Source organism: Streptomyces sp. NBC_01450 (assembly GCF_036227505.1).
Lineage (GTDB): Bacteria > Actinomycetota > Actinomycetes > Streptomycetales > Streptomycetaceae > Streptomyces.
The window spans coordinates 5,635,360-5,653,872 of sequence record NZ_CP109480.1; the positions used below are offsets into that span (position 1 = coordinate 5,635,360).

Genomic DNA, 18,513 nt, shown 5'->3' on the forward strand with positions numbered 1-18,513 from the left:
ATGGCGAGATAGCCCCTCGGTGGTGACGGTCGGGGGCTGGTGTGGGGTGGTGGGGTTGTGGGATGTCAGGTGGCTGCCGGGGTGAGGGTGACGTCGTGGCCGAGGGCCTTGAGCTGGCGGACGAGGTCGCGGCTCTTGCGGCCCGGGTCGAGGTTGCGGGTGTGGAAGTCGGGGCCGAGGTCTCGGTAACGGGCGGTCGGGTCGTTCATGAGGTGCCAGACGGCGACCAGGATGGAGCGGGCGACGGCGACCAGGGCTTTCATATGGCCGCGGCGTTTGACGATCCTGCGGTAGCGGGCGCCGAGGAAGGTGTCGGTCCGTGCGGCGGAGATCGCTGCTTCGCCGAGGGCGCCGCGGAGCCAGGGATTGCCCTTGCCGGTGGGTCCGGAGGTGTTCTTGTTTCCGGACTGGAGGGTGCGTGGGGAGAGTTTCGCCCAGGACACGAGATGGCCGGCGGTGGGGAAGACGGTCATGTCCAGGCCGGTCTCGGCGAGGATGACCTGCGCGGTGCTGGGGCCGACGCCGGGGATCTCGTCGAGGCGCTCGGTGTCGGTGATCGGCATCAGGGTGCCCTGTCCGGGTCCTTCGTCGTCCTCGGTGGTGGACAGCTCGGCCAGACGCAGGGTGATGCGGGCGGTGAGCCTGTCGATCTGCACGGTGAGGTAGTCGATGGTGTCCAGCAGCATCCGGCACATGAAGGCGTGATGTTCTTCGAACCGGCCGGTCAGCGATTCGGCGAGGGTGGCGTGGCTGGCCTTGATGGTGCCGTGGGCCAGGTCCGCCAACGCCTTGGGGCTGCGTTCGCCCGCGATCAGTGCCTCCAGCATCGACCGGCCGGAGACGCCGAAGATGTCGGCGATCACGGTGGACAGCTTGATCTGGGCGTCCTCGAGGAGTTTCTCGGTGCGCTGCTTGTGGCGGGTGCGCTCATGGGTCATGACGGCCCGGGCCCGGGTCAGATCGCGCAGTTCACGGACCGGCTTCGGGGGTACGAACGAGGGCCGGAGCATGCCGCGTTCGGTGAGCTTGGCCAGCCAGACCGCGTCCAGGCGGTCGGTCTTGGGCCGGCCCGGGACGTTCTTGACGTCACGGGCGTTGACCAGCCAGCACTCCAGACCACGCGACTCCAGCAGAAAGAAGTACGGCTTCCAGTAGGTCGACGTCGCCTCCATCACCACCCGGGTGACGCCCTGGCAGATCAGGTGATCGGCCAGGTCCAGAATCGCGCCGCTGGTCGCGACGGTGTTGAAGACCCGCTGCACGCGCTTGCCGGGCTTGTCCTCATGCGGAACCCGCACACAGACCATGCCCGACGCCTTTGCGATATCGATCGCCGCGACACGGGCCACGAGCTCCTCGGCCTGCTCGATCTCCTCGACGCCACCGTCGTCGGTGTCCGCCATGCACAACTCCCTGGTATCGATCCGTACGGGCCGACGCCTGCTCAGGGGGCCGCGGGGGAAGCGAAAATCTGACCGGCGTGCTCGATGGCAACAGTGCGTGGCCCCTCTGCGGCCCCGGCACCAGACTGACCTACGGGCTCAACGTCCCAACGAGCTACCGGCGTCGGCGGGCAGGCGCCGCAGCCATGTTTTCACGCCGGCAAGGCGCACCCGAAGGGAACAGGGGGACTGACCTGGACGTGGTACGCGTAGATGCTCCGGATGATCGACGGCGAGTCGGCGCAGGAGTAGTCGTTGGCCCCGTCGGTGTGGTGGACGAAGATCGCCTTCACGTCATCGGTGTACTCCGGCGCCTCGGGGCTGATCGACTCGTCGGCACCCCAGTCGGCGCGCGAGACGATCGGCGGTTCGGGCACGGTGGACGGCGGCGCCGAGGGCGGCGCGCTGGAGGACGTGCTCGGCGACGGCGACGCGGAATCCGTGGAGGACGCCGAGGTGGAGGGCGAGACGGAGTCCGTGGGGGACGCCGACTCGGAGGGCGGGACGGAGTCGGTGGCCGCGGGCGTGGTGTCCGTCGCAGCCGGGGACGTGGTGGTCTGCTCGTCCGTCGGCGTGGCGCTGGTGCCGTCGGTGGGCGCGGCGGAGTCGGTGGGCGCGGATTCCGTGGCGCCGGGAGTCTCATCGGTGACGAACGCGGCCCGCTCGGCCGCGGTGCCGCCGGCCTTGGTCTCGGCGTCGGTCATCACCCCGGGGTCGACCAGGTTGACCTCAAGGCCCTTGGGCAGAGCGGAGCTGCCGGCGCCGTTCTTGCGGATGACCTGCGCCTGCATGCCGTCGGAGGGGCCGACCCACAGCGGCTCGGATGCTCCGCGTACTCCGACGCCGGGGTTCTCCAGCGGGTCTACGTTCAGTTCGAGGTCCTGCCAGGCGCTCCACCGCCCGGTCTCGAGACTGCGGGTGCGTACCTGAGCCGTACCGTCGAGCCGCTTGGCCGCCCCCGTCCAGGAGACGCCGAGCATCGAGAACCGCTCGGTGTCCGTGCGCGGCAGCTCACGCTTGTCGCCCGTACCGCCTTTCAGCGCGAGGTCGTACACCTTCGACGGCCGCTTGGCCCGGCCGGCCGCGCCGGGATCGGAGGACGGGCCGGCGACGGCGTAGGTCACCACGCCCCCGCCTCCCAGGACCACCGCGCCGAGCGTCAGCCACACCCGTCGTTTCATGCTCAGCGGTCTGTACACACGCGCCGTACGACGACCCACGACGTATCCACCCCCAGGAGGCCCGGAAAGGCCACAGAAAAAATCACATGAGGCACACCCGCCACACAGGTAGCCGCCCTCTACAGCGCACCGCGCCCGACGAACATCACGGGGCAACCGACCGCGGTGACGCAGATCACCTCAACGGCGATATCTCCCAGGGCCGCCGCTGTTGTGGTCAACCGCACTTGTGGTGGCGGCACTTGGGGCGTCTTGTCGGGGCGTCCGGTGTGGGGACGGCTGTGGCGGCCGCCCTCTTGCCGGTCTTGCCGCTCCGCTTGGCGGGGGCCGCGGACGGGGAGGGCGTGGGAGCACCGGGCTCGTCGGTCCCGCGGCCGAGGGAGGCGGGCACGGGGAAGGAGGCGTCGGGCAGGCCGGCGAGGGCGTCGCGCATGTACTGGGTCCAGATTTCGGTGGGGATGTCGCCGCCGAACACCTTCTGGAGACCACCGACGCCTGCCAGGGACTGCAGCTGTGGGTGGTTCGAGTCCTCTCGGAAGAGGACGACAGAGGTGGCGAGTTGGGGGGTGTAGCCGATGAACCAGGCCGACCGGTAGTCGTCGGTGGTTCCGGTCTTGCCCGCCGCGGTCCTGCCGAGAGCCTGGGCCTTGGTGCCGGTGCCCCGGGCGATGACGCCCCGGAGCACGTCGGTCACGTTGCCGGCGACCGCCGCCGGCAGAGCCCGCACGGTGGCGGGGGCGGTGAACCCGGACAGCACGGAGCCGTTGTGGATCACCTTGGTCACCGAGTACGGGGATGTCTGCATCCCCTCGGCGGCGAGGGTCGCGTAGACACCCGCCATCCGAATGGCGCTCGGTGTCGAGGTGCCGATGTAGAAGCCGGCGCTGGGGGCGGCGAGGCTGCCCGGGCGCAGGCCGAGGGTTTCGGCCGTCCTCGCCACGTTCCCGTAGCCGACGTCCTCTCCCAGTTGCACGTACGGCGTGTTGACCGACTGCTCCATCGCCTTGCGCAGAGGGATGTACCCCCAACGCTGAGGGGTGTCGTTGTGCTGGTGGAGGAGCCCGGTGGGGTCCTTGGGGTCGGCGACGCGGTTGCCCTGCCGGTCCTTGATCTCGATGCCGTCGTCACCGTTGAACTTACTGGCCGGGGTGATCGGCTCCGGGGACTCACCGGGCCGCAGTACGGCTCCGTACTGGAGCGCGGCGGCGAGGACAATGGGTTTGAAGGTCGATCCCACCGGGACGCCGGAGGTGTCGGCGTTGTCCGAGTAATGGGCGTGGTCGAAGCCGGGACCGCCGTAGACGGCAAGGATCCTGCCGGTCGAGGGTTCCACCGATGCGGCTCCGACCTGAACGTCCCGGTCGACCGACCGGCGGGCGGGGTCGAGGCGTTGCCCCCGCACCTTGGCGACGGCCCTGGCCAGTGCCGCGGTCCTCCTCCTGTCGAAGGTGGTGTGGATCTGGTAGCCACCCCTGCTCAGGCTGCTGTCGGTGATGGTCCGGTCGTGTGCCTCGGCATAGGACCTGGCGAGTTGGACCAGGTAGCCGGTCTCACCCGTGAGTCCTGAACCGGGCGTCCACTTCCTGGGTGCGGGGAATCCGGCGGCCTCGTACCGTGCCCGCTGCCCAGGCGTCAGCTTGCCGGTCCTCACCATCCGGTCGAGCACCCAGGACCAGCGTGCTTCCGCCTGTGCTCTGGCCGCAGGGTCGGAGTCCGCGTGCTGGAAGAGACTCGGCTCGTTGACCGCCGCGGCGAGGAAGGCCCCCTGGCTCACGTCGAGCCTTTCCACCGGGAGGTTGTAGTACATGCGGGCCGCGGCCTGGATGCCGTTGGCCTGACGGCCGAAGAAGCAGGTGTTCAGATACCCCTGGAGGATCTGCTTCTTGGTCATGGCGGCGCCGATCTTGGTGGAGATCAGCAGTTCCTTGAACTTTCGTGAGACCGTCTGCGCCTGATCCAGGTAGGTGTTCTTGACGAACTGCTGGGTGATCGTCGATCCGGACTGCACCGAGCCCCCCTCGGCCATGTGGACGACGGCGCGGGCAATTCCTTGCGGGTCGATGCCCGGGTCGGTGTAGAAGGAGGCGTTCTCCGCGGCGATGAAGTCCCACTGCACGTCGGCGGGTATCTGCGAGAGCGACACGTTCTGCCGGTTGACGCTGCCGTCGGTCGCCAGGACCGTGCCGTCCGACCAGTAGTAGACGTTGTTCTGCAGCAGTGCCGTGGGATTGGGGTCGGGGATGGTGACCGTGGCGTAGGCGTAGCCGACGGCTGCTGCCGTGCCGCCGATGAAGAGCAGTGAGAGCGCCAGTAGTTGGCGCACCGACGGCAGCCAGCGGCGCGGGCCCGTCCTGCCTCGGCGCGGGTAGTCGATCCGACGTTTCCCCTGTGGCGCCCTTCTCCTGGCAAGGTCCGACAGGTCCTGTGGTGCCTGGTCACGATGTGCGGCCCGGCGACCGGTGGCGCGGTCGCCCCCGGCACTCGTGCCGCCGACGGAGCGCTGGCGCGGTCGGCGCCGGTGTCCACTCATGGGCTCTGCTCACTGTCCTCTCAGGACGACTGCCGTGTCTCGTACGGTCCGGGCTGCCGGAAGCCCGGGGGTAGTGGGTGGCTCTACGGAAGGCCGTTGCGCGACACCTGCCGCGGAAAGCCGTCGTACGGCGCCGACCGGACTGGATCACCACCAGGTACATCAACTGCCGGTGGACGAACTGCTGCAGCGGCGTGCTCCACAACGGGCCGGGCCGTTCTTTGCCCAGGCGGAACGCGTACAGGCCGGCCATCAGTCGCGGCAGCGGGAAACGGTCGTCGGCGAGGCGGACACGCGGTGTCTCCGCCGGCCGCGGACTCCTGACCCGCGCCCTTCGCTCGCCTCAGGCCGCAGCCACTTCACCACCGCGTCCCCGCACTCGGCCGTCTGCGCGTAGAACGCCCTCAACTCCTGGTGCGCCGCCGCGAACGCGTGCCACGTCTCGGGCTCCGCGTTCGCGCCGCCGTAGCGTGGCAGCAGTTCGGCGCGGGCGAAATCCCACAGCGCGTCGAAGTCGGCCATCGTCAGGAATCCGGCCACCTGTCGGGCCTGGGCCGCCGTCAGCACCAGGAACGGCGGCTTGTGCCGGTCGGCGCGGAACACCGGCCGACCACCCAGCACCACCTGGTTCCGGGGCCGGTCTTCGCCGCGATGCGGGGCAGCGCCGGCGTAGATGCGTTCCTGGTCCAGATAATGCTCGTCCAGCGCCTCTTCACGGTGCCGGACGCCCCGGTGCCGGACACTCTCCGAGTCGTCCTCGAAGAGTCGTTCAAACCAGGTCGTGCTGTTGCGCAGTGCGGGAGGCGGCACCGCGCGCAGACGGAGGTACGTACTCATGCCAGAGGGAGCGCACGGGAGCGCCGAAGCATTACGCGGCCCGACGGACCCGGATCGGGGGAAGACACCTCGACCGTCGCGCGCGCGAGGGTGGGGCGGTATCGCGCCGGTTGCCGGGAATCCCCGGAACCGCGTAACGGATCGACCGCCCACCTCGCTCTCTTCGTATGTGACGACAGAGCAGGACACGAGACCCCATGCGGCGGCCAGGCCCGTGCGGTGGGCGGCGGACGTGGTGGCGACGATGCGGGAGGGGGCACGGGTGCGCCTCGACTACTCGGCATCCAGCCTGTGGCGCGTCGACCGGATCATCGACGACCTGCGGCGCGAGGACACACCCTACGCCGCCGTGGAGAGCGTGCTGCGCGGCTTCGGGGCGTATGCGGGTGAGGTGATCGTCCGCCAGGCGGGCGCCGAGTGGTGGGAGGCGGACGGCCACCACTGGATCCGCACGGCCGAGGGACGGCTGTGGGATCCCATCGACGAGGGCCGCCGCTGCTTCACCGGACACGGCTCGCTGCGGCTGCTGTGCCGCGACGCGACGGCGGACGCACCCGAACCCCGGGATCGGCGGCCGCGGTGAGGTCCGGGGGGTGTGGCCGCTCTCCTCCACCGTGATCGGCCGGACGGGTCCTGGGTGGCAAGCGCAGGCGACGACGTGAAGGGGCGCCCGAGGCGTTGTGACACTTCTGTGGGGACAGACGCTGGTCACCATGGGGCCGTCGATGCGACCGGAGCACGGCGGACGGCATGCACTCGCCATGAACCCGGTATGAACGAGGACGGTCTTGGGCCAGGTACGGCAACCCCGGCGTGTACAGGCGTACGACGGGGAATTGGGCGCGGCGGTCGCGCGGGCCCAGGACGGCGACGAGACGGCTTTCGCGGTCGCCTACCGGATCGTGCAGCCGGGCCTGCTCGGCTATCTGCGCGGCCTGGTCGGCGACGACGCGGAGGACGTGGCCTCCGACGCCTGGCTGGAGATCGCCCGTGACCTCGGCCGTTTCAAAGGGGACGGGGCCGGGTTCCGCGGCTGGACCTCGACCATCGCCCGGCACCGGGCGCTGGACCATCTGCGCCGCCAGCGCGTACGGCCCCGGGCGGGAGGGACCGAACAGGACGTACTGGACCTCCCCAGCCGGCACAGCACCCAAGAAGAGGCCCTGGAGTCCCTGTCCACCGAGCGGGCGCTGGAACTGGTCCGCGGGCTACCGCGGGACCAGGCCGAGGCCGTGCTCCTGCGGGTCGTCATCGGCCTGGACGGTCCCGCCACCGCACGCGTCCTCGGCAAGCGCCCTGGAGCGGTGCGCACTGCCGCCCACCGGGGCCTGAAACGCCTCGCTCGCCAACTGGGCGTCGCCGCCGAAGCGGACAAGGGTGTGACGAATGAGGCCTCCCCAACGCTGGGGAAGTCGAAATGAACAACGTCGGCAACAGTGACCGACTGACAGGCATCAAGCCCGGAACGCCGAACGAATCGAACCGGTCGAACAGGAACGGAAGCGGACATGGGTGAACGGCTGGGCGGCGACGGAGTTCCGGGCCGGGTTCCGGACCGTCGACGTGTGCAGCCCGGCGGCGCCGCGTCCGACCCGTGGGAGGCGCGTGACGCCGCCACGCTGGAAACGGAGCTGGGCACCCTCCTACGCGAAGGCCGTCTCGCCCCCGAGGCCGAGCAGCGGGCCCTGACCGCCTTCCGGGCCGCCCACGACGCGGGCGCGCACCGGGCGCGTACCCGGCGCCGGGACGACTGGCGGCCGCTCGCGGAGCGGCGTGCCAGGCGTCCTGTGAAGATGACGCTCGGCGTGGTGTTCGCCAGCCTCACGCTGGGAGGAGTCGCGGTCGCGGCCATCGGTTCGGTCGGCTCGTCCACGGACGGTGACGGTGCCGGGCGGGGGACCGCGCACCCGTCGACGGTCGCCCCTGACCAGCCGGGCGGCGAAGCCTCGTCGGCGCCCTCCGGCGGCCCCGGACCGACGGACCGCCCGGCCACCGCCCAGGACACCGAAGCCCACTGCCGCGCCTACGAGCAGGTCAAGGATCGCGGCAAAGCGCTCGAAGCGCGGGCCTGGCAGCGGCTCATCACGGCCGCCGGCGGGAAGGACAAGGTCGCCGCGTACTGCTCCGAGCAGCTGGCGCGGGCGACCGCCGCGCCGAGCAAGTCCGCCAGCAACGGCAAAGCGGGGGGCGCCGGCGCCTCCGACAAGAACCCCGGCGGCACGAGCAACGCGGGCGGAAACGGCCAGGCAAGCGGCGAGAAGGGCAGCGGGAAGCACAAGTAGCCCCCGCCGTGCCCCACCCCGGGCCCGTAAGGGCGGACAACCATGGTCAACAGCGGGTCTTTTCCTGCCCCACTGCCACCCCTGCCGCCCGTGCCGCCCATGCCACCGCGCTGGTCTTCAAGGTGCCGCGAGGAAGCCGTCGTGAAATACAAAAAGGCCCACACCGAAACGGTGTGGGCCTTTTTCAAAATTTGTTCGGCGGCGTCCTACTCTCCCACAGGGTCCCCCCTGCAGTACCATCGGCGCTGTGAGGCTTAGCTTCCGGGTTCGGAATGTAACCGGGCGTTTCCCTCACGCTATGACCACCGAAACACTATGAAACTTTTCAAACTACCGCACCATTGCCGTGGCCCGACAACGGGGTTGTTCGTGGTTTCAGAACCAACACAGTGGACGCGAGCAACTGAGGACAAGCCCTCGGCCTATTAGTACCGGTCACCTCCAGCGGTTACCCGCCTTCCAGATCCGGCCTATCAACCCAGTCGTCTACTGGGAGCCTTAACCCCTCAAGGGGGTGGGAATACTCATCTCGAAGCAGGCTTCCCGCTTAGATGCTTTCAGCGGTTATCCCTCCCGAACGTAGCCAACCAGCCATGCCCTTGGCAGGACAACTGGCACACCAGAGGTTCGTCCGTCCCGGTCCTCTCGTACTAGGGACAGCCCTTCTCAATATTCCTACGCGCACAGCGGATAGGGACCGAACTGTCTCACGACGTTCTAAACCCAGCTCGCGTACCGCTTTAATGGGCGAACAGCCCAACCCTTGGGACCGACTCCAGCCCCAGGATGCGACGAGCCGACATCGAGGTGCCAAACCATCCCGTCGATATGGACTCTTGGGGAAGATCAGCCTGTTATCCCCGGGGTACCTTTTATCCGTTGAGCGACGGCGCTTCCACAAGCCACCGCCGGATCACTAGTCCCGACTTTCGTCCCTGCTCGACCCGTCGGTCTCACAGTCAAGCTCCCTTGTGCACTTACACTCAACACCTGATTACCAACCAGGCTGAGGGAACCTTTGGGCGCCTCCGTTACTCTTTAGGAGGCAACCGCCCCAGTTAAACTACCCATCAGACACTGTCCCTGATCCGGATCACGGACCCAGGTTAGACATCCAGCACGACCAGAGTGGTATTTCAACGACGACTCCACACGGGCTGGCGCCCGCACTTCACAGTCTCCCACCTATCCTACACAAGCCGAACCGAACACCAATATCAAACTGTAGTAAAGGTCCCGGGGTCTTTCCGTCCTGCTGCGCGAAACGAGCATCTTTACTCGTAGTGCAATTTCACCGGGCCTATGGTTGAGACAGTCGAGAAGTCGTTACGCCATTCGTGCAGGTCGGAACTTACCCGACAAGGAATTTCGCTACCTTAGGATGGTTATAGTTACCACCGCCGTTTACTGGCGCTTAAGTTCTCAGCTTCGCCACCCCGAAGAGTGACTAACCGGTCCCCTTAACGTTCCAGCACCGGGCAGGCGTCAGTCCGTATACATCGCCTTACGGCTTCGCACGGACCTGTGTTTTTAGTAAACAGTCGCTTCTCGCTGGTCTCTGCGGCCACCCCCAGCTCAGAGTGCAAGACTCATCACCGGTGATGGCCCCCCTTCTCCCGAAGTTACGGGGGCATTTTGCCGAGTTCCTTAACCATAGTTCACCCGAACGCCTCGGTATTCTCTACCTGACCACCTGAGTCGGTTTAGGGTACGGGCCGCCATGAAACTCGCTAGAGGCTTTTCTCGACAGCATAGGATCATCCACTTCACCACAATCGGCTCGGCATCAGGTCTCAGCCTTAATGTGTGACGGATTTACCTATCACACGGCCTACACCCTTACCCCGGGACAACCACCGCCCGGGATGGACTACCTTCCTGCGTCACCCCATCACTCACCTACTACAGGTCTGGTCCGTCGGCTCCACCACTCCCCTTTGCCCGAAGGCTCCGGGGCGGCTTCACGGACTTAGCATCGCCTGGTTCGATGTTTGACGCTTCACAGCGGGTACCGGAATATCAACCGGTTATCCATCGACTACGCCTGTCGGCCTCGCCTTAGGTCCCGACTTACCCTGGGCAGATCAGCTTGACCCAGGAACCCTTAGTCAATCGGCGCACACGTTTCTCACGTGTGTATCGCTACTCATGCCTGCATTCTCACTCGTGAACCGTCCACCACTGCCTTCCGGCGCGGCTTCACCCGGCACACGACGCTCCCCTACCCATCACAGCCTCCGTTGGGAGTATTGCTGCAATGACACGACTTCGGCGGTACGCTTGAGCCCCGCTACATTGTCGGCGCGGAATCACTAGACCAGTGAGCTATTACGCACTCTTTCAAGGGTGGCTGCTTCTAAGCCAACCTCCTGGTTGTCTCTGCGACTCCACATCCTTTCCCACTTAGCGTACGCTTAGGGGCCTTAGTCGATGCTCTGGGCTGTTTCCCTCTCGACCATGGAGCTTATCCCCCACAGTCTCACTGCCGCGCTCTCACTTACCGGCATTCGGAGTTTGGCTAAGGTCAGTAACCCGGTAGGGCCCATCGCCTATCCAGTGCTCTACCTCCGGCAAGAAACACACGACGCTGCACCTAAATGCATTTCGGGGAGAACCAGCTATCACGGAGTTTGATTGGCCTTTCACCCCTAACCACAGGTCATCCCCCAGGTTTTCAACCCTGGTGGGTTCGGTCCTCCACGACCTCTTACAGCCGCTTCAACCTGCCCATGGCTAGATCACTCCGCTTCGGGTCTTGAGCGCGCTACTAAACCGCCCTATTCGGACTCGCTTTCGCTACGGCTTCCCCACACGGGTTAACCTCGCAACACACCGCAAACTCGCAGGCTCATTCTTCAAAAGGCACGCAGTCACGACGCACTGAGTAAACTCAATGCGCGACGCTCCCACGGCTTGTAGGCACACGGTTTCAGGTACTATTTCACTCCGCTCCCGCGGTACTTTTCACCATTCCCTCACGGTACTATCCGCTATCGGTCACCAGGGAATATTTAGGCTTAGCGGGTGGTCCCGCCAGATTCACACGGGATTTCTCGGGCCCCGTGCTACTTGGGTGTTTCTCAAACGAGCCGTTGACGTTTCGACTACGGGGGTCTTACCCTCTACGCCGGACCTTTCGCATGTCCTTCGCCTACATCAACGGTTTCTGACTCGTCTCACGGCCGGCAGACCGTGAAAGAGAAATCCCACAACCCCACATACGCAACCCCTGCCGGGTCTCACACGCATATGGTTTGGCCTCATCCAGTTTCGCTCGCCACTACTCCCGGAATCACGGTTGTTTTCTCTTCCTGCGGGTACTGAGATGTTTCACTTCCCCGCGTTCCCTCCACTTGCCCTATGTGTTCAGGCAAGGGTGACAGCCCATGACGACTGCCGGGTTTCCCCATTCGGAAACCCCCGGATCAAAGCCTGGTTGACGACTCCCCGGGGACTATCGTGGCCTCCCACGTCCTTCATCGGTTCCTGGTGCCAAGGCATCCACCGTGCGCCCTTAAAAACTTGGCCACAGATGCTCGCGTCCACTGTGCAGTTCTCAAACAACGACCAACCACCCATCACCCCGAACCTTCCGGTTCGAGTGCACTGGGGCCGGCACTGAAGGCAGCCAACAATCGGCCGTACCTTCAGACACCCAACAGCGTGCCCGGCATCCCCGCCACCCATGATCAGCTTTCCACGCCCCGAAGAGCAGTACTCACAGCCTGAGATGACTGAAGATGCCGAATAATCAACGTTCCACCCATGAGCAACCAGCATCAGACATTCGCTGATGTACTGGCCTCTGACCTCACCCCGAAGGGATCGGTAAGAAGTGCTCCTTAGAAAGGAGGTGATCCAGCCGCACCTTCCGGTACGGCTACCTTGTTACGACTTCGTCCCAATCGCCAGTCCCACCTTCGACAGCTCCCTCCCACAAGGGGTTGGGCCACCGGCTTCGGGTGTTACCGACTTTCGTGACGTGACGGGCGGTGTGTACAAGGCCCGGGAACGTATTCACCGCAGCAATGCTGATCTGCGATTACTAGCAACTCCGACTTCATGGGGTCGAGTTGCAGACCCCAATCCGAACTGAGACAGGCTTTTTGAGATTCGCTCCGCCTCACGGCTTCGCAGCTCATTGTACCTGCCATTGTAGCACGTGTGCAGCCCAAGACATAAGGGGCATGATGACTTGACGTCGTCCCCACCTTCCTCCGAGTTGACCCCGGCAGTCTCCTGTGAGTCCCCATCACCCCGAAGGGCATGCTGGCAACACAGAACAAGGGTTGCGCTCGTTGCGGGACTTAACCCAACATCTCACGACACGAGCTGACGACAGCCATGCACCACCTGTACACCGACCACAAGGGGGCGACCATCTCTGGCCGTTTCCGGTGTATGTCAAGCCTTGGTAAGGTTCTTCGCGTTGCGTCGAATTAAGCCACATGCTCCGCTGCTTGTGCGGGCCCCCGTCAATTCCTTTGAGTTTTAGCCTTGCGGCCGTACTCCCCAGGCGGGGAACTTAATGCGTTAGCTGCGGCACCGACGACGTGGAATGTCGCCAACACCTAGTTCCCACCGTTTACGGCGTGGACTACCAGGGTATCTAATCCTGTTCGCTCCCCACGCTTTCGCTCCTCAGCGTCAGTAATGGCCCAGAGATCCGCCTTCGCCACCGGTGTTCCTCCTGATATCTGCGCATTTCACCGCTACACCAGGAATTCCGATCTCCCCTACCACACTCTAGCTAGCCCGTATCGAATGCAGACCCGGGGTTAAGCCCCGGGCTTTCACACCCGACGTGACAAGCCGCCTACGAGCTCTTTACGCCCAATAATTCCGGACAACGCTTGCGCCCTACGTATTACCGCGGCTGCTGGCACGTAGTTAGCCGGCGCTTCTTCTGCAGGTACCGTCACTCTCGCTTCTTCCCTGCTGAAAGAGGTTTACAACCCGAAGGCCGTCATCCCTCACGCGGCGTCGCTGCATCAGGCTTTCGCCCATTGTGCAATATTCCCCACTGCTGCCTCCCGTAGGAGTCTGGGCCGTGTCTCAGTCCCAGTGTGGCCGGTCGCCCTCTCAGGCCGGCTACCCGTCGTCGCCTTGGTGAGCCACTACCTCACCAACAAGCTGATAGGCCGCGGGCTCATCCTTCACCGCCGGAGCTTTTAACCCACCCAGATGCCCAGGCAGGTGTTATCCGGTATTAGACCCCGTTTCCAGGGCTTGTCCCAGAGTGAAGGGCAGATTGCCCACGTGTTACTCACCCGTTCGCCACTAATCCACCCCGAAGGGCTTCATCGTTCGACTTGCATGTGTTAAGCACGCCGCCAGCGTTCGTCCTGAGCCAGGATCAAACTCTCCGTGAATGTTTTCCCGTAATCGGGACGACACCACGAGAGCGGAACCAGGAAGAGGAATAATCCTCCCGGTTCACAGCGTCCTCGCTGTGCGCCTACCAGGCAGTGCCCGGCAGGACTTTTTCAAAGGAACCTCGCCCCAGCCGATCGGCCGGAGACGGGGTATCAACATATCTGGCGTTGATTTTTGGCACGCTGTTGAGTTCTCAAGGAACGGACGCTTCCTTTGTACTCACCCTCTCGGGCTTTCCTCCGGGCGCTTCCCTTCGGTCTTGCGTTTCCGACTCTATCAGACTCTTTCGATGTCTGACTTTCCTGTCGGAAGGGGTGCCTTCCCGGTCGTTGGGCCGGTCTGGCGTCTCAAACTCTAGCGGATTCTCCCGGCCGCTCATAATCGAGGCGGATGGAGCTGAATTCACGCATGCAGGCATGCCTGAATTCAGTCCCGCTTGGGAGACCGTGCCAGTGGTTTGTTCTGTCACCTGAGTGGCGGTGAGTTCCGCTACAGAATCGTCACGGCCCGAGGCAACTTGTTCATGTTACAGATCTCCCTGGCGAGCGTCAAGCTTCTCTCCGGGCCGTGGAGCGCGCAGGTCACGCCAGGGTCTCCGCGTTCTCGCGGGGTGAGCCGGTCCAGCGGATCGCTGTGGCGACGCGCCAGCGGCTGCGAGACCACCTGCGGGTCCGGCGCGGTGCCGCCCGCGGCCACCCGCCGCAGGCAGTCGGCGTACTCCTCGACATCTGCGACCCGTTGCTTGAGCAGGTGGCCGATCCCCGAGCTGTTCGCGGACGGCGGGTCCGCCGCGTACCGCCAACCCGGTCGGCCCAGATCAGCGGGCCGCACACGACTGGCTTCGCCGTCGAAGGACAACTGGTGTCCGCCGTCATCCCTGGTGGTCTGGTTCACCGCGAGCGGTGGTGTCCCTCCTTGGTGGGCGGGTGGGGTGAGCCGCTGAGCGGCGGTGTCGGCTACAGCGGGTCTTGCTGTTCGGCCTGTTCGGGTACTGGCTGGACCTGCGCTCCTATGACCCGGTTGCCACCATGCCGACGCCACTCGGCCCCCCAGGCCGTGAGCACCGGCTCGCGGGCGCCCCCGTAGGCCGAGCTCAGTTCTCCGCCACGCTGAACCACTCGGTGCCGCCGACCAGGTACTCGTAGACGGGACGGCCCCGACTGCCGCTGGTGCGGAACGGTTTTCCGTGGTCGTCGATCCGTATCATTCCCTGACGGCCGCCGCTGGACCACTGCACCTCCACGTACCAGTTCACATCGTGGGCACTGGCGTGGGCGGTGATGTACAGCACCTCGGGATCGGACTGGCTGACCTTGTAGGGGAGACCTCGCTGGCCGGCCTTCGGCACGATGGTGGGGTGACCGGCGTCGAGGTCCGTGTCGAACGACCTCGTCTCCACTCCTCCGCCGCAGCCCGACGACCCCAGGTATGCGTTCCAGGCCGGGGGCTCGCTCGAGTTGACCACACGGACGTGCATGGACTCGATGACGACGGTTTCGTCCCCGGTGCCCTGGACGGTCAGTGCCACCCGCTGCCCGTCAGCGGCGATGGCGCCGTGCGCCTTCACCCAGCCCGGTACGTCCTGCCCCATGACCGGTGGCGAGACTTCGCCGGGAGGCCGGTTGATCAGATACTTCCCCTCGCACTGCGGGTCGTCCCAGGCATAGGTGCGGGTGGCCACCGTCAGCGGGACCTCATCGCTGTCCTGAGGGCGGCCCGTGTCAGTGCTGTGTGCCGTCGGCTTGGCGTCGGGCGTTCCGGGGGCCGGAGAACGGCTCGGTGGCACGGAGGGGGACATGGACGCCGATGGGTGCGGCGTGGAGGCGGCGGAGGCCGGCTGTCCGGAGGAGGTCATGGTGTCGGTCGGACGGCCGTTCTCCGACAGGTCCGCCTCCGTCCCCCCGCCTTTCAGGCCGACCGTGAGCCCGGTGGACACGGCGACGACGACGGCGGTGCTCGCCGCGATCAGGGCCCACCGCCTGCGGGCGGTCCGGATGAGTGTCGGCGTGCGGCGGGCGAGGACAACCGCCTCCGACGACGGTTCGGCGACGGACCCGGGAGGGTCCCCGGGCTCGGTCCTGGATGTGGGCGCGGGTGCGGGTGCGGGCAGGGGCGGGGTGTCCGACACGGCCTCCGGCCGGGGTTGGTCTGTGCGTGCCTGCGCGGAGCGTGGTTCCGGGCCTGAGTCGGACGTGGACGCTCCGGCGCGGTCCGCGGAGTCCGGTCTCCTGTCCGCCGCGGCCCGCCGGGCGCGTTCCCGTGCTGCGTCAGCCAGGACCCAGCGCCGGTGTAACTCGACCAGTTCCTCGGGAGTCGCTTTGCACACCCGGGCGAAGCTGGAGACGGTCGCGTAGTCGGTCGGCACTCCTTCCCCCTTGCAGTACCGGTGCAGCGTCGAGGTGCTCATGTGCGCCCGCTTCGCCAGAACCTCGTAACTCAGCCCGGATCGCTGCTTCAACTCGCGCAGCAGCGCCGCGAATTCAGCGATCTCCTCAGCCGCCCCCACCAGTCCCCCATTCCGTTCGACATCCCAGGAAAGTCACGATTCCCCAGGTCAGATCCGGTTCGCGCATCCCGGCGTCCCGAAATTCCCGATGGAATGGCAGATGGGACGCCGCGTGGCGCAGGCTTGGGCCATCCAAGCACGGCACCTCGCCGGACACGGTGCTCGGCCCCGTTCAACTCCGCTTTCATGGCCCGCACTTCTGGCGTGCCCACCCGCACCCCACACAGCAGGACCAAGACAAGCCCGACCGGCACACATCACAACCGGAAGATCATCTTCCTGGTGTCCGGATCCCTGATGTCCAGATCCCTGATGTTCAGAGAAAGCAGTCCGTTCATGCGTATCGCCACCCGTTTCGTCTCCCGCACGGCCGCCTCCTCCATGGTCGTCGCCGCCCTCGCACTCGCCGGAATCCAGGCCGCCGGGCAGACCGCCTCCGCCGCCCCCCAGAAGGCCTCCTCGGTCGTCACCTGCACCACGGCGAACACCAAGGTGACCGTCGCCGAGGTGTCCCGCCCGATCAACCACCTGCTGCTCAAGGCCACCAACACCGGCACCAAGCCCTGCTACGCCTACAGCGCCCCCTTCCTGAGGGCCGGCGCCGACGCTCAGGCCCCGCTGCCGTGGGCTGACGAGACCACTCCGCAGGCCGTGCTGGTGCTCGAGCCCGGCCAGTCGGCGTACGCGGGCATCACGACGTACTCCCCCGACGGCGAAGGCGGCGGCAAGGAGAAGACCCTGGGCGTGATCTTCGCCAACAGGCAGGGCAATGCGACCAACACGGAGAAGACCCTGAAGCTGCCGAACGGCGGTGTCTTCTTCAACAGCGCCGCCACCGTCACCTACTGGCAGGACAACGCGGCGGACGCTCTCTCCTGGTAACCGCCCAGGCGCCCCACGACACAGCCGCCGTCCGGCCGCACCGGGCTTCCCGCCTTCACCGGGGGCGCGGTGCCGTCGGCGGCGGCGACACCGCGGTGCGTCCGCCCCGGGCCTTGACCCGCTGGGCGGGGAGGTACAGTCTCCGATAATGCGCATTACCTAATACGCATTACCAGGGGGAAGTCACTGTGGAACCCAGGAAGCGGCCCGGGCGGACGCCCGCTCCGGCCGGGCGTACGTCACGGCCCCGGCAGGCCGAGGTGGCCCGGCTCGCGGGAGTGTCCCAGGCGACCGTGTCCCTGGTGCTCTCCCCGAAGCCCGACGGCAAGGCACGCATCATCTCCGAAGAGACCCGCCGACGGGTCCTGGAAGCGGCCCGCAGCCTCGGCTACGTGCCCGACCCGGCCGCCCGCCGCCTGGCCGCCGCCCGCAACAACCTCCTCGGCGTCTTCAGCTTCACCGCCACCTTCCCCACCGACGTCCAGCACTCCTACTACCCCTTCCTGGTCGGCGTGGAGCACGAGGCGGCGGCACTCGGCTACGACCTGGTCCTGTTCACCGGATCGAGCACCGGCGGGGCCGGGGCCACGGTCCCCGACGCCCTGAGCCGGGTCCGGCTCGCCGACGGCTGTCTCTTCCTCGGCCGGCACACCCCCCGCGCCGAGCTCAAACGGCTCGTCGAGGACGGCTTCCCGGTCGTACACCTGGGCCGCCGCGAGGAACTGGACGGCGTGGCCTGGGTGGGCGCGGACTACGTCGAAGCCACCCGTGACGTCGTGGGCCACCTGACCGGGTCGGGGCACCGGCGGATCATCCTCGTCCGCGAGGACGACGACGCGCCCGCCTCCGCGGACCGCCAGCGCGGCTTCCTGGAAGGACTGGAAGCAGCGGGCCTGCCGGCCGGGCCCGCGACCGTCTTCCGGTCCGCCGATCCACTGCGCGACCTCACGCCCGAACGGCTGCGCGCCTGGGCCGACGAAGGAGTGACGGCCTTCGTCGCGGAGGAGACCGACACCGGAGCGGCCTGGCGGGGCCTGCTCTCCGCCGTACGCGAGGCGGGCCTCCACTGCCCCACCGAGGTGTCCCTCGCCCTGCTCGGCAGCCCACCCTCCGACCTGGCCAGCGAACCCCTGCCGACCGGATTCGACATCCCCCGACCCCAGTTGGGCGCCGCCGCCGTACGACTGCTCACCGCACTCATCGCGGGCGAAGACGCGCGAGAACCACTCATCGGCTGTGTCTTCCGTCCGGGCCCGACGACCGGACCGCCGCCTGTCCGTCCCTGAGAACGGTCCGTAGGGACCTGCTCTCCCTCCCCTGATGTGTTGCGGCGTCACGGCTGTGCCACGGCGGTGTCCTGAAGGACGGACGGCCGTGACCTCGGGGCTCTGCGGCTCCTCATGGCCACTGCAAGACGGGAAGCCGGCGGAATCGCCGCCGGCGCCCCTGCTACCCGCACCCCTCGGAAGGAACCTCC

The 18,513-nt window shown here is 66.5% G+C and carries 9 protein-coding genes, 3 rRNA genes and 2 pseudogenes; 5 read left to right on the forward strand and 9 right to left on the reverse strand.

Features of this window, described 5'->3' with window-relative positions; genetic code table 11:
* Positions 1–65 precede the first annotated feature (65 nt).
* From OG568_RS25045 to OG568_RS25065, 4 genes and pseudogenes are all read right to left on the reverse strand, one after another.
* Positions 66–1,403 carry an IS110 family transposase gene (locus tag OG568_RS25045; protein WP_329532552.1) on the reverse strand — a complete coding sequence of 446 codons (1,338 nt, stop codon included), beginning with the start codon at positions 1,401–1,403 and terminating at the stop codon, positions 66–68.
* A 230-nt stretch (positions 1,404–1,633) separates the two neighbouring features.
* Positions 1,634–2,623 (reverse strand): annotated as a pseudogene (locus OG568_RS25050) (N-acetylmuramoyl-L-alanine amidase); the annotation flags it as partial.
* 217 nt (positions 2,624–2,840) lie between these two features.
* Entirely contained in the window at positions 2,841–5,153 is a 2,313-nt protein-coding gene (locus OG568_RS25055; RefSeq protein WP_329533188.1) for a transglycosylase domain-containing protein, read from the reverse strand.
* 252 nt (positions 5,154–5,405) lie between these two features.
* Entirely contained in the window at positions 5,406–5,990 is a 585-nt protein-coding gene (locus tag OG568_RS25065; RefSeq protein WP_329533189.1) for a DUF1877 family protein, read from the reverse strand.
* Positions 5,991–6,159: 169 nt separating this feature from the next.
* On the opposite strand from OG568_RS25065, the gene OG568_RS25070 reads away from it, so the two are divergent.
* The 3 genes from OG568_RS25070 to OG568_RS25080 all read left to right on the forward strand — a co-directional run bounded on the left by OG568_RS25070 (position 6,160) and on the right by OG568_RS25080 (position 8,272).
* Positions 6,160–6,573 (forward strand): hypothetical protein, encoded by a 414-nt coding sequence (locus tag OG568_RS25070; protein ID WP_329533190.1) that lies wholly within the window; start codon positions 6,160–6,162, stop codon positions 6,571–6,573.
* 205 nt (positions 6,574–6,778) lie between these two features.
* A complete protein-coding gene (locus OG568_RS25075) occupies positions 6,779–7,411 on the forward strand; it encodes an RNA polymerase sigma factor (RefSeq protein WP_266432176.1) in 633 nt (210 codons plus the stop codon).
* Positions 7,412–7,498: 87 nt separating this feature from the next.
* Entirely contained in the window at positions 7,499–8,272 is a 774-nt protein-coding gene (locus OG568_RS25080; RefSeq protein ID WP_329533191.1) for a hypothetical protein, read from the forward strand.
* Between the two features lie 193 nt (positions 8,273–8,465).
* Here the strand turns inward: OG568_RS25080 and rrf are convergent.
* The 5 genes and pseudogenes from rrf to OG568_RS25105 all read right to left on the reverse strand — a co-directional run bounded on the left by rrf (position 8,466) and on the right by OG568_RS25105 (position 16,154).
* A 5S ribosomal RNA gene (rrf, locus tag OG568_RS25085) occupies positions 8,466–8,582 on the reverse strand.
* A 95-nt stretch (positions 8,583–8,677) separates the two neighbouring features.
* Positions 8,678–11,800: ribosomal RNA gene (locus OG568_RS25090) — 23S ribosomal RNA — on the reverse strand.
* Between the two features lie 318 nt (positions 11,801–12,118).
* Positions 12,119–13,644 (reverse strand): 16S ribosomal RNA (locus OG568_RS25095).
* The 16S, 23S and 5S rRNA genes sit together here, the layout of an rRNA operon.
* A gap of 601 nt (positions 13,645–14,245) precedes the next feature.
* Positions 14,246–14,446, reverse strand: a pseudogene (locus OG568_RS25100) (DNA-binding response regulator); the annotation flags it as partial.
* Positions 14,447–14,741: 295 nt separating this feature from the next.
* On the reverse strand, positions 14,742–16,154 hold the full coding sequence (locus OG568_RS25105) for a helix-turn-helix domain-containing protein (RefSeq protein ID WP_329533192.1): 1,413 nt from the start codon (positions 16,152–16,154) through the stop codon (positions 14,742–14,744).
* Between the two features lie 336 nt (positions 16,155–16,490).
* Here OG568_RS25105 and OG568_RS25110 point away from each other — a divergent pair, with 336 nt between their 5' ends.
* Complete coding sequence (locus tag OG568_RS25110; protein WP_329533193.1) at positions 16,491–17,036, forward strand: DUF4232 domain-containing protein; 546 nt, start codon at positions 16,491–16,493, stop codon at positions 17,034–17,036.
* Positions 17,037–17,224: 188 nt separating this feature from the next.
* Positions 17,225–18,322, forward strand: coding sequence for a LacI family DNA-binding transcriptional regulator (locus OG568_RS25115; protein ID WP_329533194.1), 1,098 nt, complete (start codon positions 17,225–17,227; stop codon positions 18,320–18,322).
* The last annotated feature ends 191 nt before the right edge of the window (positions 18,323–18,513 follow it).

Excerpts from the sequence above, each read along its gene's own strand:
- OG568_RS25045 (WP_329532552.1), bottom strand. The coding sequence starts at position 1,403 with ATGGCGGACACCGACGACGGTGGCGTCGAGGAGATCGAGCAGGCCGAG.
- OG568_RS25055 (WP_329533188.1), bottom strand. The coding sequence starts at position 5,153 with ATGAGTGGACACCGGCGCCGACCGCGCCAGCGCTCCGTCGGCGGCACG.
- OG568_RS25065 (WP_329533189.1), bottom strand. The coding sequence starts at position 5,990 with ATGAGTACGTACCTCCGTCTGCGCGCGGTGCCGCCTCCCGCACTGCGC.
- OG568_RS25080 (WP_329533191.1), top strand. The coding sequence starts at position 7,499 with ATGGGTGAACGGCTGGGCGGCGACGGAGTTCCGGGCCGGGTTCCGGAC.
- OG568_RS25110 (WP_329533193.1), top strand. The coding sequence starts at position 16,491 with ATGCGTATCGCCACCCGTTTCGTCTCCCGCACGGCCGCCTCCTCCATG.